Here is a 14,754-nt window from a genome sequence, read left to right as displayed (position 1 = left end):
GCAGTTCCGACTCCCGCTCGTCCCTCTGCTCCTGGGCGGGCAGGCGATGGTCTGGGCCGGGTTCTTCGCCGAGGCCAAGGGCGCCTTCGCGGCGTTCGCCGCCACCACCGTCCTGGTCCTGGTCTGGCGCCTGCTGATGGCAGGGTTGACCACGGCACCACAGAATTATCTGCGGGACGTCTCGGTCGCCGTGTTCGTCCTGGTGTGGATCGCGGTCCCCGGCTCGCTCGGGGCGATGCTCGCCGACGGTGACTACGGGGCGCAACGCGTCGTGGCCCTGATCCTGTTGGTCGTGTGTTCCGATGTCGGCGGCTACATCACAGGTGTGCTGTTCGGCAAACATCCGATGGCGCCTGCGGTGAGCCCGAAGAAGTCATGGGAGGGTTTCGCCGGGTCGATGCTGTTCGCCATCGTCGGCGGTGCCTTGGTGGTGGCGTTGCTGTTCCACGACAACTTCCTCAAGGGCGTCCTGCTCGGCGTCCTCACGGTGCTCACCGCGACCCTGGGCGACCTCATCGAGTCCCAGGTCAAGCGGGATCTCGGTATCAAGGACATGGGCACGATGCTGCCGGGGCACGGCGGGTTCATGGACCGCCTCGACTCCGTCCTCCCCACGGCCGTCGTGGTGTGGATCATCTTCACCTACGTCGTGCCGACCTGACCGCGCGGAGCAGAGTTCCTCGACCGACCGGGGCAGCGCGCGAGATCAGTGCTGGCGGGCGCTGATCTTGCGCGCTCTCCGGGCCCGCATACGTAGCTGGAGGATGCGGAACCCCGCGAACAACGCCATGATCAACGCCCCGGCGATGGCGGCGAACAGGATCAGAACCCCCAGTGGGAGGCTGAACTCCAGGCCGAGGTAGCGGACGTCGGTCGAGGTGGTGTTCTGCGCGACGAAGATCAGCAGCAGGATCGTCACCAGTGCACCCAGGACCAGGCCCACCCACGCCGACCCGAGCTTGCCGGCCGCGACATCGGGCAGTTCGGCGTCGTGGCCCCTCCCGTGGTCCCGAGAACCCTCGTCGGGCACCGTCGCGGGAGCCGCCGCATGGGTGTCCTCGAGCGGGGTGATCTCGGCCGAACCCGGAGTGGAGTCGGTGTGGGAGGGCTCTACGGGATCGTGTGAACGCGTGGGCATGCGTGAACTCTATTCCCTCCCGCCCACCGACGGCATCCGCTGGCGGTGTGTCGTGCCGTCTGGTTTCTGACACAATGGCACCCATCATGGTTGAACCACTACCCCTCGTCTTCGATGCCCCCCGCCGGGGTCTCCCACCACGCCACTTCGCCGACCTCGACGCCGAGGGCCGAGCCGAGGCGATGGGCGAACTTGGGGTCCCCGCGTTCCGGGGCAAACAACTCGCCAACCAGTACTTCGGACGACTCGAGGCCGACCCGGCAGCCATGACGGACCTCCCGGTCGGCCTTCGTGACCAGGTCGGTGCGGAGCTGTTCCCCCGACTGGCCTCCTCCGTACGGCACATCTCCGCCGACGACGGCACCACGCGCAAGACGCTGTGGAAGCTGCACGACGGCACGCTCGTGGAGAGCGTGCTCATGCGCTACCCGGACCGGGCGACGTTGTGCATCTCGAGTCAGGCGGGGTGCGGGATGGCCTGCCCGTTCTGCGCCACCGGTCAGGCCGGCCTCGAGCGGAACCTCTCGGCCGCGGAGATCCTCGAGCAGGTCCGGGCGGCAGCTCGGGCGATGCGGGACGGCGACGTCCCCGGCGGTCCGGGCCGACTGTCCAACGTGGTGTTCATGGGGATGGGCGAACCGCTGGCCAATTACAAGCGGGTCCTCACGGCCGTCCGGGGGATCGTCTCGCCACCGCCGTCCGGTTTCGGGCTGTCCCAGCGCTCGGTCACGGTGTCGACGGTGGGAGTCGTCCCCGCGATTCATCGTCTCGCGGAGGAGGGCCTGCATGTCACCCTGGCCGTCTCACTGCACACGCCCGACGACGAATTGCGCGACACCCTCGTCCCGGTCAACAACAGGTGGCCCGTCTCCGAGGTCATGGACGCGGCGCGACACTACGCCGACGCCACCGGTCGTCGCGTGTCGATCGAGTACGCGCTGATTCGGGACGTCAACGACCAGACGTGGCGAGGAGAGATGCTGGGACGGCTGCTCGTGCAACGGCTCGGCCCCATGGCGCACGTCAACGTCATCCCGCTCAACCCGACGCCCGGTAGCGAATGGGACGCCAGCCCGAAGCCTCAGCAGGATGCGTTCGTGGCCGCGGTGCAGCAGGCTGGCGTGTCCTGTACGGTCCGCGACACCCGCGGACAGGAGATCGCGGCCGCCTGCGGTCAGCTCGCCGCGGAGGGATAGCCACGCTCGACGGGTCGGCGACGCCGGCCGTCAGTGGCAGGAGAGAGGCGCGGCCGTAAGGAGCCGAAGAAAAGGGCCGCCATCCGCGTACGTCACGGTGGCGGCCCTTCCAGGCTAGGCGGGGGTCAGCGCTTGGCGGGAGCCGTCGCGACCGCGCCGGTCGCCGCAGCGCCGAACACGGAGTAGTGATCTGCGGGGACCTCGTAGACCCTGGCCTTCTTCAGGGAGTCGTCCTTCTTCGGTCGCAGCGACAGGAACATCCACACGGCGAGGAACGCGGCGATGCTGACCAGCCAGATGTCCTCGACCCTGCCCATGTGGTTGCCGAACAGCATGGCCAGAAGGAACAGCACGAAGAAGCCGCCCACGACGAGGCCGACCTTCCTGCTGTGCTTGTGCCAGCCCCACTCGACCGAGGGCTCGTCGAGGGAGCTGATGCCCTCCACGACGATTTCCTTGCTGGTGTGGTGCCCGTCCGCGCTCATGCTCCCCGGTTCTCCTCACGGCTCGCTGGCAGCCCTGCGGGCCGCCGACATCCCGCTCAGTCTGGCACATGCCCGACCGGGGTCGACGGGTAACCCGCCGTACGGTGGGCCTGACGCGTCACTCGATGCGGCGCCCGGGGCTCCGGACGTGGACAATGACGGGGTGACCACGCGCGTTCTCATCCTCGGAAGCACCGGCTCGATCGGTACCCAGGCACTGGAGGTGACCTCCGAGGCCGGCCCCGGCCTGTTCGAGGTGGTGGGCCTGGCCGCCGGCGGCGGACGGGTCGACCTGCTCGGGGAGCAGATCGCGGCGACGGGTGCCGGATATGTCGCCGTCTCGGACCCGGCCGGCGCCGCGCGGATCCGGTCGGAGTTCCCCGGCGTGACCGTCTTCGAAGGGCCGGGCGGGGCGGTGGAGCTGGTCGGAGCGGTGGAGTCGGACGTCGTGCTCAACGGTATCGACGGGTCGATCGGCCTCGGACCCACCCTGGCCGCGCTGAGGACCGGCACCCGACTGGCGTTGGCCAACAAGGAATCCTTGGTCGCCGGTGGTGCGCTCGTCACCGGGGCGGCGGCCCCGGGTCAGCTCGTGCCCGTGGACTCCGAACACTCGGCGATGGCCCAGTGCCTGCGATCGGGTACGGCGGACGAGGTCGCCGGCCTCGTCCTGACCGCGTCCGGTGGGCCGTTCCGGGGCAGGTCCCGCACGGAGCTGGCGGACGTCACCGCGGAGCAGGCCCTTCGACACCCGACGTGGCAGATGGGGCGGATGATCACGCTCAACTCGGCCACCCTGGTCAACAAGGCGCTCGAGCTCATCGAGGCACACCTGCTGTTCGGGGTGCCGTACGAGAAGATCGAGGTGACCGTTCACCCCCAGTCGGTGGTGCATTCGGCCGTGACCTTCGTCGACGGCGCCACCATCGCCAAGGCCTCTCCTCCGTCGATGAAGCTGCCCATCGCTCTCGCTCTCGGCTGGCCGGACCGGATTCCCGGGGCCACGACTCCTCTGGACTTCTCGCGATCGCACACCTGGACGTTCGAGCCCGTGGACGAGCAGACGTTCCCGGCGATCTCCGTGGCCCGCGCGGCGGGGTCGGCGGGGGGCCTGCGGACGGCGGTGTTCAACGCCGCCAACGAGGAGGCTGCACCGGCGTTCCTCGACGGGAGGATCGGGTTCACCGAGATCGTCGACGTGGTGGCGGAGACAGTCGCGGCGGCCGACGAGTGGTCGTCCGATCCGCGCGACCTGGACGACGTGACGGCGGCGGAGTCCTGGGCGCGGCGCCACGCCGCCCCCCTCGTCGCGGGCCGGGAGGGCTGAGTCGTGATGGTCCTGGGGATCGTGCTCTTCGCACTGGGAATAATGGTGTCGATCGTGCTCCACGAGTACGGGCACATGCGGGTGGCGCAGTGGTCGGGAATGAAGGTCCGCCGGTTCTTCGTCGGCTTCGGCCCGACGCTGTGGTCCGTGCGCCGCGGGGGGATCGAATACGGGCTCAAGGCGGTCCCGCTGGGCGGGTTCTGCGATATCGCCGGCATGACGGCGTACGACGAGCTGGCCCCGGAGGACGAACCGAAGGCCATGTGGCGTCAGGCGTGGTGGAAACGGGTGGCTGTCCTGCTGGCCGGTCCCTTCATGAACATCGTCCTGGCGATCGCGCTCTTCTATACGGTCGCCCTGGGCTGGGGCCTGGTCAACCGCGATGTCCAACCGATCCCCACCGACAGGGTCGCGGCGGTGGTGGGAGACACCTGTGCGGGGGCGGACCGGTGTGGTGTCGGCGTGGGACCGGCGGGTGAGGCCGGAATCCTGGCCGGCGACCGGATCACGTCCGTGGACGGCCTGCCGGTGGGCAGCTGGGCCGACCTGTCCGAGGTGGTCTCCGCGCGTCCCGGCGAGACCGTGCCGGTCACGATCGACCGCGCGGGGGAGACCGTGACGACGACGGCGAGCCTCACCTCGTCATCCGTGGAAGGACAGGCGAGGGGAGCGCTGGGGGTGCAGCTGTCCGAGGACGGCATCCCCCAGGAGATCCTCGATGACCCCGCTTACCAGACCGTCAACACCTACGACGCGCTCGGAGCGGTCCCGGCGACCTTCGTGTTCACAGGGGAGATGATCGAGGCCACGGTCGAGGGCCTCCTCTCGTTCCCGTCCAAGATCCCCGCGGTGGCGGCGTCGATCTTCGGGGCCGAGCGGGCCGATGACTCGCCCGTCTCGGTGGTGGGTGCGAGTCACATCGGCGGCCAGGCCGCCGAGCAGGGTGCCTGGTGGCTGTTCCTGCTCTTCCTCGCCGGGCTGAACCTGTTCCTCGGCGCGTTCAACCTGGTCCCGCTCACCCCGTTCGACGGTGGTCACATCGCGGTGGTGTTCTACGAGAAGATCCGGGACGCGCTGCGACGACTGCGCGGCCTGGCGCCCGGCGGGCCGGCGGACTACGAGAAACTCGCGCCGGTCACCATCGGGGTGTTCGTCCTGTTGATGGGTGTATCCGCGATCGTCATCACGGCGGACTTCGTCAACCCCATACTGCTGACAGGATGAGCGTGCGCACTCCCGATCTCGCCCCCGCGCCCCGGAACGCGGATAATGGTGGGCGGGACCCGCGAGCACCCGGCTGGCAGCCCCTACGGAAGGCCCTGTTGTGAACGACTCCTCCTCCATCCCCGTCGGACTGGGAATGCCAGACGGTCCGCCGCCGGTCCTCGCGCCGCGACGGAAGACGCGGCAGCTGTTCGTGGGCCAGGTCGGCGTGGGCAGCGATCATCCGGTGTCGGTCCAGTCCATGACCACCACCAAGACCCACGACGTCAACTCCACCCTCCAGCAGATCGCCGAGCTCACGGCGTCGGGCTGCGACATCGTACGTGTGGCATGTCCCCGCCAGGAGGACGCCGACGCGCTGGAGACCATCGCGCGTAAGTCACCGATCCCCGTGATCGCGGACATCCACTTCCAGCCCAAGTACATCTTCGCGGCGATCGATGCAGGGTGCGCGGCGGTGCGCGTCAACCCCGGCAACATCAAAGAGTTCGACGGACGGGTCGAAGAGGTCGCCAAGGCGGCCGGCGCCGCGGGCATCCCCATCCGGATCGGCGTCAACGCGGGGTCCCTCGATCCGCGCCTGCTCGCCAAGTACGGAAAGGCCACTCCGGAGGCACTCGTCGAGTCGGCGATGTGGGAGGCCTCGCTGTTCGAGGAGCACGGGTTCGGCGACATCAAGATCTCGGTCAAGCACAACGACCCGGTGATCATGGTGGAGGCCTACCGCCAGCTCGCCGCACAGACCGACTACCCGTTGCACCTCGGCGTGACCGAGGCCGGCCCGGCTTTCCAGGGCACGATCAAGTCCGCCGTGGCGTTCGGTGCACTGCTCTCCGAGGGGATCGGCGACACCATCCGGGTCTCGCTCTCCGCGCCGCCGGTGGAGGAGATCAAGGTCGGTTCGCAGATCCTGCAGTCTCTGGGCCTGCGTCCGCGCAAACTCGAGATCGTCTCCTGCCCGTCGTGCGGTCGTGCCCAGGTGGACGTCTACAAGCTCGCCGACGAGGTCACCGCCGGTCTCGAGGGGATGACCGTCCCCTTGCGGGTGGCCGTCATGGGGTGCGTGGTCAACGGGCCCGGTGAGGCGCGTGAAGCCGATCTCGGCGTGGCCTCGGGCAACGGCAAGGGCCAGATCTTCGTCAAGGGCGAGGTCATCAAGACCGTGCCGGAGGCGATGATCGTCGAGACCCTGATCGAGGAGGCCATGCGGATCGCCGAGGAGTTGGGCGAGCCCGTCGGCGAGGCCGAAGCGGGTCAGGGGCCCCTGGTCAAGGTCACGCGATAGACCGATGACCGATACGGCTGCGCCGGAGGCAGCGACCGGTGGTTGCCGCGGGGTAAGCCCCTCCGAGGCCCGCGCGCTGCTCGGGGTCCTCGAATCCGACCCACTGGTGTCGTGCCCCGCGGCGGAGAAGTTCGCCGCGTCCGGCGCGGTCCCCGGGCCGGAGGGGCGGTTCCTCACGCTGGGTGGCCCCGAGACGTCGTTGGTGTTCGTGGGGAGCTCGGTCCTACCGCTCCGCGGTGACGCGCACGACCACCACGCGCTCGGTCTCGCGGTGGCGGGCCTCGGGTTCGGTCCCATGTCCGTACACGGGCGGAGGGATCAGGTCTCCGCATTGTGGGACGCCCTCGGTTCCTGCTGGGGTCCCCCTAGGGAGTATCGCGACTCGCAGGTACTCATGTCGCTGCAGGGGCCGGTGGACCAGTCCCTCGTGCTCGGCGGTATCCGAACCGCGACGATCGTCGAGTTCGAGCAGGTGCTCGCCGCCGCGGCGGCGATGTACCGCGAGGAGTTGGGGTCCGATCCGTTCGCCGTGGGTTCGGGCATCCCGTTCCGCCGCCGGGTCGCGCGCTCCCTCGCGCGGGGGAGGACCTGGGTGGGGGTCGACGACGGCGAGGTGTTCTTCAAGGCCGACGTCGCCGCCATCTCTCCGTGGTCCGCGCAGATCCAGGGGGTCTGGGCCCGCCCCGGACGCAGGGGCGCGGGACTCGGGACCGGCGGGATCGCCGCGGTGTGCGCCGCCCTCCAGTCCGGTCGACTGACCCCGTCGCTGGTGGTCAACGGATCCAACACCGCCGCCCGCGCGGCGTACCGGCGGGTCGGGATGATCGACGTGGTCGACTACGCGAGCGTCCTGATGTGACCTGCCGGCCCCGGTGGCGGCGCGGGGGGGATCCGGTCTCGGGACCGGGTCGGCAGCGCGCACCCGAACGCACCTATCCTTGAACCATGACCACCTCGACCCGTCAGCCCCTCGTCCCCGGCGAGCCCACCCCGATCCGGACGGTTCCCGAGTCGATCCCGCGGCCGGAGTACGTCTGGCGCGACCGGGTCGACGAGGCCAACGGTGAGCCGTGGGTACAGACCGCCGAGGTGATCGAGGCGATGCGCAGGGCGTGCTCGATAGCGGCCGATGCCCTCGTCGTGGCGGGACAGGCGGTGGCACCCGGGGTCACGACCGACGAGATCGACCGGATCGCCCACGAGTACATGTGCGACCACGGCGCCTACCCGTCGACGCTGGGGTACAAGGCGTTCCCCAAGTCCAGCTGCGTGTCCCTCAACGAGGTGATCTGCCACGGCATCCCGGACACGACCGTGATCCGCGACGGGGACATCGTCAACATCGACGTCACCGCCTACATCGACGGCGTCCACGGTGACACCAACTCCACCTTCCTGGCGGGCGAGGTCGCCGAGGAGAACAGGCTCCTGGTCGAACGGACGCGAGAGGCCATGAACCGCGGGATCAAGGCCATCCGTCCCGGACGAGAGGTCAACGTGATCGGGCGTGTCATCGAGTCGTACGCACGGCGGTTCGACTACACGGTGGTCCGGGAGTTCACCGGGCACGGGGTGGGGCCGACATTCCACAACGGGCTGGTGGTGCTCCACTACGACGAGCCGTCGCGGACAGAGGTCCTGGAGCCCGGGATGACGCTGACCGTGGAACCCATGATCTCTCTGGGTGGACCCGGGTTCGACGTGTGGGACGACGACTGGACGGTGACCACGGCGGACAAGGCATGGACCGCACAGTTCGAGCACACGGTCCTGGTCACCGAGGACGGCTACGAGGTGTTGACGCTGCCGAGCGGGAGCTGAGGCCGCGGCCGCCGGCTCGGATCCGGCGCCCTGACGATCCGAGTCGGACGATCATCCCCATGTGGCCGTGAGCCGTGGACAGCTCGCGCGACAATGCCAACCATGATCGACACCCCCCGCGGACCTGTAGACCATGTCGACATCCTCGTCGTCGGAGCCGGGTTCGGCGGGATCTCGATGGCCGATCGTCTCCTGCGGGAGGGCCGGGGCGGGGACCTCATGGTGGTCGAGGCCGCCGACGAGGTCGGGGGGACCTGGCGCGACAACACCTACCCGGGGTGCGCCTGCGACGTGCCCACCGCCCTGTACTCGTTGTCCCATCACGTACACCCCGACTGGTCGCACGCGTTCGGTCGACAGGGCGAGATCCAGGCCTACCTCGTGGGTGTCGCGGACAGGATCGGGCTCCGTGATCGGCTCGTCACCTCCTGCGAACTCACCGGCGCGCGGTGGGACGGCGACGCCGCCGAGTGGGTCGTCGACACCAACCGTGGCCAGGTGCGGGCCCGCCGTCTCGTCGTCGCGACGGGCGCGCTCTCCGCGCCCTCGGTGCCCGGCCTCCCGGGGATGGACGACTTCGACGGCGAGGTGTTCCATTCCTCGAGGTGGCGGCACGACATCCCTCTCGCCGGCAAGAGGGTCGCGGTGGTGGGGACGGGTGCCTCGGCCGTGCAGTTCGTGCCGGAGATCGCCGGCACCGCCGACCACGTCACCGTCTTCCAGCGGACGCCCGGCTGGATCCTGCCCCGGTTCGACCGTTCCATCTCCGGGCGTCGCCGCGAGTTGTACCGGCGCTTTCCGGTTCTGCAACGCATCGTCCGTGGTCGGGTCTACGCGGGCCGCGAGCTCTACGTCCTGGCGTTCACCCGGGCCCGGCTCCTCCTCCGGTTCTTCGAGATGTTCGCCCGGTTCTACCTGCTGGTCAAGGTGCGGGACCGGCGGATGCGGAAGGCACTCACCCCGGGCTTCTCGATCGGGTGCAAGCGGGTGCTGCTGACCAGCCAGTGGCTTCCGGCGCTCTGCCGACGGGACGTCACCCTGGTGTCCGGAGCCGCGGGCTCGGTGACCCCGGACGGCCTCGTCGACGCCGGTGGGACCGAGCACCCCGCCGACGTGATCATCTTCGCGACCGGGTTCACTCCCACCGAGCCGCCCGTCGCGAGGCTCGTCACGGGTGCGGACGGTAGGACCCTCGCCGCCCACTGGGACGGCAGCCCTCGTGCGTTCAACGGGGTGACCGTGGCCGGGTTCCCCAACCTCTTCCTGCTGTACGGGCCCAATACCAACCTCGGGCACTCGTCGATCGTCTACATGCTCGAGTCGCAGGCCGAGCATGTCATCAGGCTGCTCGGCTTGTCACGGGGTGCGGATCGGGGGACCGTGGAGGTGCGGGAGGAGGCCGTCGACCGGTATTCCGACCGGATGGATCGCGAACTCGCCGGCACTGTGTGGAACGACGGCGGATGCTCGAGCTGGTACATCGATTCACGGGGCCGGAACTCGACGCTGTGGCCCACCTTCACTTTCCGATACCGGCGCCAGGTGAGTTCGATCGACCCGGCGGACTTCGTGGTCGGGTGAGGCCCGCCGGGGCTGCGGGCTAGAAGCCCCGGTCCGGGAAGTCCAGCCCGAGCAGGGCATTCTCGACCACCTCGGCCATTGCAGGGTGAATCCAGTACTGGCGACGCGCGAGCTCGGGAACGGTGATCTCGAACTCCATGGCCTGGATGAGGATCTGGATCAGTGACGGTGAGTGGGCACCCATGATGTGGGCGCCCACGAGCAACCCGGTGGCGCGGTCCGCGATGAGCTTGCAGCACCCGACCGAGTCCTCCATAGCCCAGCCGTATGCCACGTCGCCGTAGTCCTGGACCTTGACAGTGATGTCGAAGCCGGCCTCCCGGGCCTCGGCTTCCGTCAGACCCACCGAGGCGATCTGCGGCCAGGTGAACACCGCCCAGGGGACGTGTCGGTGATTGACGGGGTGGAGGTCGTCCGGGTGCCGCAGGTTGTGCCCGACCACCCGCTGCTCGTGGTTGGCGACGTGCTTGAGCTGGTAGGGCGAGCTCACGTCCCCGAAGGCCCACACGCCGTCCGCGGTGGTGCGGCCGTACTCGTCGACGCGGACGCGCTCGATGTCCATCTCCACCCCGGCCGCGTCGAGTCCCAGGAGATCGCCGTTGGGGATCCGGCCGGTCGCCACCAGGAGTGCGTCGCCGGAGCAGGTCGAACCGTCCTCGAAGGTGATCTCGACTCCGCGCCGGTCCGCTCCCGTCGCGGTCATCGTCGTGATCTGCTGTCCGAGGCGGACGTCCCACCTCCTGCCGGCCTGCTCGGTGAACCGCTCGGCCAGTTCGCGGTCCACGTGCTTGAGCAGCACGTCCGAGCGTCCGATCACCGTCACCTCGACGCCGAGAGCCGAGAACACGTGGGCGAACTCGCAGGCGATGAAGCCGGAGCCCTGGATCACCATCGACCTGGGCAGCTCGGGGATCCGCATGACGTCGTCGCTGGTGTAGAAGGCCACGCCGGCGTCGGTGACGATCTGGGGGATCAGGGGGCGGGCCCCTGCGGCGATCACCACGGAGTCGGCCGTGATGATCTCCCCGGTCCCCGTGTCGATGGTTCGCGGACCCACGAAGGTCGCGTGACCGTCGTACACGGTGACGTTCTCGCAGCGGGTGCGCCGGTAGTCCTCACCGCTGGAGGCGATGGGGTCGATCCGACGGTCGAACACCCGCGAGACGATGTCGGGCCACCGGACGCCGTCGAGCGTCGAGTCGACGCCGTACGTGCTCGAGTGCGCCACGGAGACGGCGGTATCGGCGGCGTAGACGAACATCTTGGTGGGGATGCAGCCCACGTTGAGACAGGTCCCGCCGAAGGTTCCCTTCTCGCAGATCGCCACGGACTTGTCATCGAACGACTCGTCGATCAACGAGTTTCCGCTGCCGGTGCCGATCACGATGAGGTCGAAATGCCGGGAGGGGGTCTGGGTCATGGTCGTCAGGACTCCTTGGTGTGGGGTGCGAGGATCTGGTCCAGCCAGTCGCCGAGGTGCCGGAAGACCACCTCGAGCACGTCCGCGCGGGAGAGGAACACGTCGTGTCGGGCGCCGTCGACGGGGATGTCCGTGACCCGGTCCGAGACCCGGTCGGCGAAACGCTCCATCGAGCGGACGTCGAGGATCAGGTCGGTGTCGACGTCGAGCACGCCGTCCCCGCTCCGCGAGCCCACGGACGACGCCGTGGACCGTAGCAGGAGCACGGGCAGCGGAAGGTGTACCCCGGCCTGCAGTCGCTTCTGCGCCCGGCGGACGGCCGCCAACCATCCGGCCCGGACCCCGACCCCGCCCGGGGGTTTGAGCGCGGTGTCGAAGTGGAAATCCCCGTCGTGGTCGATGTGGGTGCTCGCCACGTACCGGCCCGAGGTCTTCAGGGGGAGCCGGTAGTAGGGCCTGGCGGAGCCCAGGGTTCGGATGACCGGGTCCAACAATGGGCGGGCGCGGTCGGGGACGTCGAGCTGGAACCAGGGTGAGTTCAGGATCAGCCCCACGACGGGGTCCACCGAGCCCCGGTCGCGGCGCCGGCCGAGCCACAGCGGCACCACAAGCCCGCCCGTGGAGTGGGCGGCCACGAGAACCGGGAGTCCGGGGTGTTCGGCGGTGATCACGGCCAGCGACTGGTCCAGCTCGTCGTCGTACCTCTCCAGGTCGGTGGTGAAGTGCGGCGTCAGGCCGTCCCGCCTCGAGCGTCCACACTTGCGCAGGTCCACGGCGTAGGTGGCGATCCCGCGATCTGCGAGGAACTCGGCGAGATGGGTGTGGAAGAAGTAGTCGGACAGGCCGTGGACCACCAGCAGGGCGGCGACGGGCTTCGCCGGTGCGTCCTCGTGCCGTACGAGAGTGGCTGAGATCGGTCCCTCGCCGTCCGGATCCGTACCGAGTGGGAGCTCGCGGCGGCGGTAGGACGGGCCCAACAGGTCCGGCGTCCACTGCGCATCGGATCCGGTGGGGGAGACGGCATCGGGGGAGGGCGGAGACACGACGACCACCCTAGTCCGGTGTGCCGCGGGGGCAGGCCGGTGAGTAGTCTTGGGATCCGGTGGACGCGGGGTCGCCGGACGGGCCCGCGTCGATTCCAATTCGGGTCCACGACCAATTAGCGAGGGTAGCCGGTGACTGCAGACCAGGTGGCAAAGCACGGAACGACTGATGTGGCGCTCATCGGCGCGGGCACCATGAGCGCGACGCTCGGGGCCCTGTTGCGTCGCCTCCAGCCCGACTGGCAGATCGAGATCTTCGAGCGCCTCGAGGGACCCGCGCTGGAGTCCTCCGACGCGTGGAACAACGCGGGCACCGGGCACTCCGCGCTCTGCGAGCTCAACTACTCGCCCAAGACCGCAGACGGTGACGTGGACATCACCAAGGCCGTGGGCGTCAACGAGAAGTTCCAGGTCTCCCGGCAGTTCTGGTCCTACGCCGTGGAGAACACGATCCTCGGCGACCCGACGGAGTGGATCCGCCCGGTCCCCCACATGAGTTTCGTCGCCGGCGAGGCCGGGCAGGACTACCTGCGGAAGCGATACGACAAGCTCGCGGGCCACCCGTTGTTCCCCGGGATGGGTCACACCACTGACTTCGGAGAGCTCGAGCGGCTCGTCCCACTCATGGCTCGCGGCCGGTCCGCCGAGCAGCCCTTCGCCCTCAGTCACTTCGAGAACGGCACCGATGTGAACTTCGGCGCCCTCACCCGACAGTTCGTCAAGTACCTCACCCGGACGGGCACCGAGGTCCACTACCAGAACCAGGTCAAGGACCTCGAGCGCAACACCGACGGCACCTGGCGGCTGACCGTGGCCAACCGCCACACCGGAGACGAGCGGACGGTGGACGCGAAGTTCGTCTTCGTCGGAGCCGGCGGGGGTGCCCTTCACCTTCTGCAGAAGTCGGGCATTCCGGAGATCAAGGGCATCGGCGGGTTCCCCGTCGGTGGCCAGTGGCTGCGCTGCACCAACCCCGACCTCGTCGATCAACACCAGGCCAAGGTGTACAGCCAGGCGTCGGTCGGCGCGCCGCCGATGTCGGTGCCCCACCTCGACACCCGCGTCATCGACGGCAGGAAGGGCCTGCTCTTCGGCCCGTTCGCCGGATGGACCCCCAAGTTCCTCAAGATGGGCAGCTTCATGGACCTGCCCTCGAGCATCCGACCGGGCAATCTGCTGCCGATGGCCAACATCGGGCTCACCGAGATGGGTCTGGTCAAGTACCTCATCACCGAGCTCGCCAAGAATCACGGCGCGCGTGTCGACACGCTCAGGGACTTCGTGCCGTCCGCGCAGGACGGCGAGTGGGAGAAGGTCGTCGCGGGCCAGCGGGTCCAGGTGATCAAGCCCAACGGTCGCGGTGGCACCCTCGAGTTCGGCACCGCCGTGGTCAACGCCGCCGACGGGTCGATCGCCGGTCTGCTGGGTGCGTCGCCCGGTGCGTCCACGGCGGTCGACGCGATGGTCGACGTACTCCAGCGCTGCTTCCCGAGCCGTTTCGCGGACTGGAAGCCAGCACTGCAGGAGATGATCCCGTCCCTCGGTCGCGACCTGGCCGCGGAGGAGGGACTGTTCGCCGAGCAGTTCGAGCGGTCGACCCGCACCCTCAGGCTCGATCAGAGGGCCTGAGAGCGGGCCGGAACCCGCCCCGTACACCCCGTCATCCCCCGGTCGCCGCGTCACTGTGACCGGGGGATGATGCGTGTCACAGTCCCTCGGGGCCGAGGCGGTCGCGGCCACCGACGGCGGATAGGATCGGCGACATGATCCGGCCCGTGAACCCGTACCCCGTCGGTTTGGACCTCGAAGGCCGTCGGGTCGTGGTGATCGGCGGTGGGTCGGTGGCCCAGCGCCGAATCCCGGTCCTCCTCGAGTCGGGCGCCGCCGTCCATCTGGTGAGTCCGGAGATCACGCCCACGCTGCAGGGATTCGTCGATTCCGGGCGGATCCGGTGGGAGGCCCGCGAGTACCGATCAGGCGACCTCGAAGGCGCCTGGTACGTGGTGGCGGCCACCAAGGACTCGCTGGTCAACGCCAGGGTCGCCGCGGAGGCCGAACAGGACCGCACCTTCTGTGTGCGGTCGGACGCCGTCAGCTCCGGCACGGCGGTGACGCCCGCGGTCGTCCGCCGCGACGAGATGGTGGTCGCGGTGCTCACCGGCGACCGCGCACGGACCGCCGAGGCCCGTGATGTGGTCGCCCGTGCACTGAGCGGTGCCGGTGCCGAGGCGCCG

14 protein-coding genes are annotated in these 14,754 nt (G+C 69.2%); 10 read left to right on the top strand and 4 right to left on the bottom strand.

Annotation, left to right across the window (positions count from 1 at the left end; genetic code table 11):
* On the top strand, positions 1-661 hold a 661-nt coding region (locus G6027_RS14230), incomplete at its 5' end, for a phosphatidate cytidylyltransferase (RefSeq protein ID WP_241727141.1).
* Between the two features lie 45 nt (positions 662-706).
* On the opposite strand, the gene G6027_RS14225 is transcribed toward G6027_RS14230, so the two are convergent.
* Positions 707-1,138, bottom strand: coding sequence for a lipopolysaccharide assembly protein LapA domain-containing protein (locus G6027_RS14225; protein WP_182637738.1), 432 nt, complete (start codon positions 1,136-1,138; stop codon positions 707-709).
* Positions 1,139-1,224: 86 nt separating this feature from the next.
* Here G6027_RS14225 and rlmN point away from each other — a divergent pair, with 86 nt between their 5' ends.
* Complete coding sequence (rlmN, locus tag G6027_RS14220; RefSeq protein ID WP_182637737.1) at positions 1,225-2,334, top strand: 23S rRNA (adenine(2503)-C(2))-methyltransferase RlmN; 1,110 nt, start codon at positions 1,225-1,227, stop codon at positions 2,332-2,334.
* 125 nt (positions 2,335-2,459) lie between these two features.
* On the opposite strand, the gene G6027_RS14215 is transcribed toward rlmN, so the two are convergent.
* Positions 2,460-2,819, bottom strand: coding sequence for a DUF2631 domain-containing protein (locus G6027_RS14215; RefSeq protein ID WP_182637736.1), 360 nt, complete (start codon positions 2,817-2,819; stop codon positions 2,460-2,462).
* 163 nt (positions 2,820-2,982) lie between these two features.
* Here G6027_RS14215 and dxr point away from each other — a divergent pair, with 163 nt between their 5' ends.
* The 6 genes from dxr to G6027_RS14185 all read left to right on the top strand — a co-directional run bounded on the left by dxr (position 2,983) and on the right by G6027_RS14185 (position 10,057).
* Positions 2,983-4,146, top strand: coding sequence for a 1-deoxy-D-xylulose-5-phosphate reductoisomerase (gene dxr, locus G6027_RS14210; RefSeq protein WP_346995750.1), 1,164 nt, complete (start codon positions 2,983-2,985; stop codon positions 4,144-4,146).
* A 6-nt stretch (positions 4,147-4,152) separates the two neighbouring features.
* Positions 4,153-5,370, top strand: coding sequence for a site-2 protease family protein (locus G6027_RS14205; RefSeq protein WP_182637734.1), 1,218 nt, complete (start codon positions 4,153-4,155; stop codon positions 5,368-5,370).
* A gap of 136 nt (positions 5,371-5,506) precedes the next feature.
* Complete coding sequence (ispG, locus tag G6027_RS14200; RefSeq protein WP_182637744.1) at positions 5,507-6,655, top strand: flavodoxin-dependent (E)-4-hydroxy-3-methylbut-2-enyl-diphosphate synthase; 1,149 nt, start codon at positions 5,507-5,509, stop codon at positions 6,653-6,655.
* 4 nt (positions 6,656-6,659) lie between these two features.
* Entirely contained in the window at positions 6,660-7,514 is an 855-nt protein-coding gene (locus G6027_RS14195) for a GNAT family N-acetyltransferase (RefSeq protein WP_182637733.1), read from the top strand.
* 86 nt (positions 7,515-7,600) lie between these two features.
* The gene (gene map / locus G6027_RS14190; protein ID WP_182637732.1) at positions 7,601-8,476 is read left to right on the top strand and encodes a type I methionyl aminopeptidase; all 876 of its coding nucleotides are present in this window, start codon (positions 7,601-7,603) and stop codon (positions 8,474-8,476) included.
* A 102-nt stretch (positions 8,477-8,578) separates the two neighbouring features.
* A complete protein-coding gene (locus tag G6027_RS14185; RefSeq protein ID WP_182637731.1) occupies positions 8,579-10,057 on the top strand; it encodes an NAD(P)/FAD-dependent oxidoreductase in 1,479 nt (492 codons plus the stop codon).
* Positions 10,058-10,076: 19 nt separating this feature from the next.
* On the opposite strand, the gene mtr is transcribed toward G6027_RS14185, so the two are convergent.
* Both mtr and G6027_RS14175 read right to left on the bottom strand, forming a co-directional pair.
* Positions 10,077-11,477 carry a mycothione reductase gene (mtr, locus tag G6027_RS14180; RefSeq protein ID WP_182637730.1) on the bottom strand — a complete coding sequence of 467 codons (1,401 nt, stop codon included), beginning with the start codon at positions 11,475-11,477 and terminating at the stop codon, positions 10,077-10,079.
* Positions 11,478-11,482: 5 nt separating this feature from the next.
* Positions 11,483-12,520: an alpha/beta hydrolase gene (locus G6027_RS14175; protein WP_346995749.1), complete on the bottom strand. Its 1,038-nt coding sequence runs from the start codon at positions 12,518-12,520 to the stop codon at positions 11,483-11,485.
* 132 nt (positions 12,521-12,652) lie between these two features.
* Here G6027_RS14175 and mqo point away from each other — a divergent pair, with 132 nt between their 5' ends.
* The gene (mqo, locus tag G6027_RS14170; RefSeq protein ID WP_346995748.1) at positions 12,653-14,149 is read left to right on the top strand and encodes a malate dehydrogenase (quinone); all 1,497 of its coding nucleotides are present in this window, start codon (positions 12,653-12,655) and stop codon (positions 14,147-14,149) included.
* Between the two features lie 134 nt (positions 14,150-14,283).
* On the top strand, positions 14,284-14,754 hold a 471-nt coding region (locus G6027_RS14165; RefSeq protein ID WP_277612347.1), incomplete at its 3' end, for an NAD(P)-dependent oxidoreductase.

This window comes from Dietzia sp. SLG310A2-38A2 (assembly GCF_014145095.1).
In the GTDB taxonomy this organism is placed as follows: domain Bacteria; phylum Actinomycetota; class Actinomycetes; order Mycobacteriales; family Mycobacteriaceae; genus Dietzia.
Note: the sequence above shows the minus strand (reverse complement) of the source record. Positions and strands in the feature narration are given on the sequence as shown.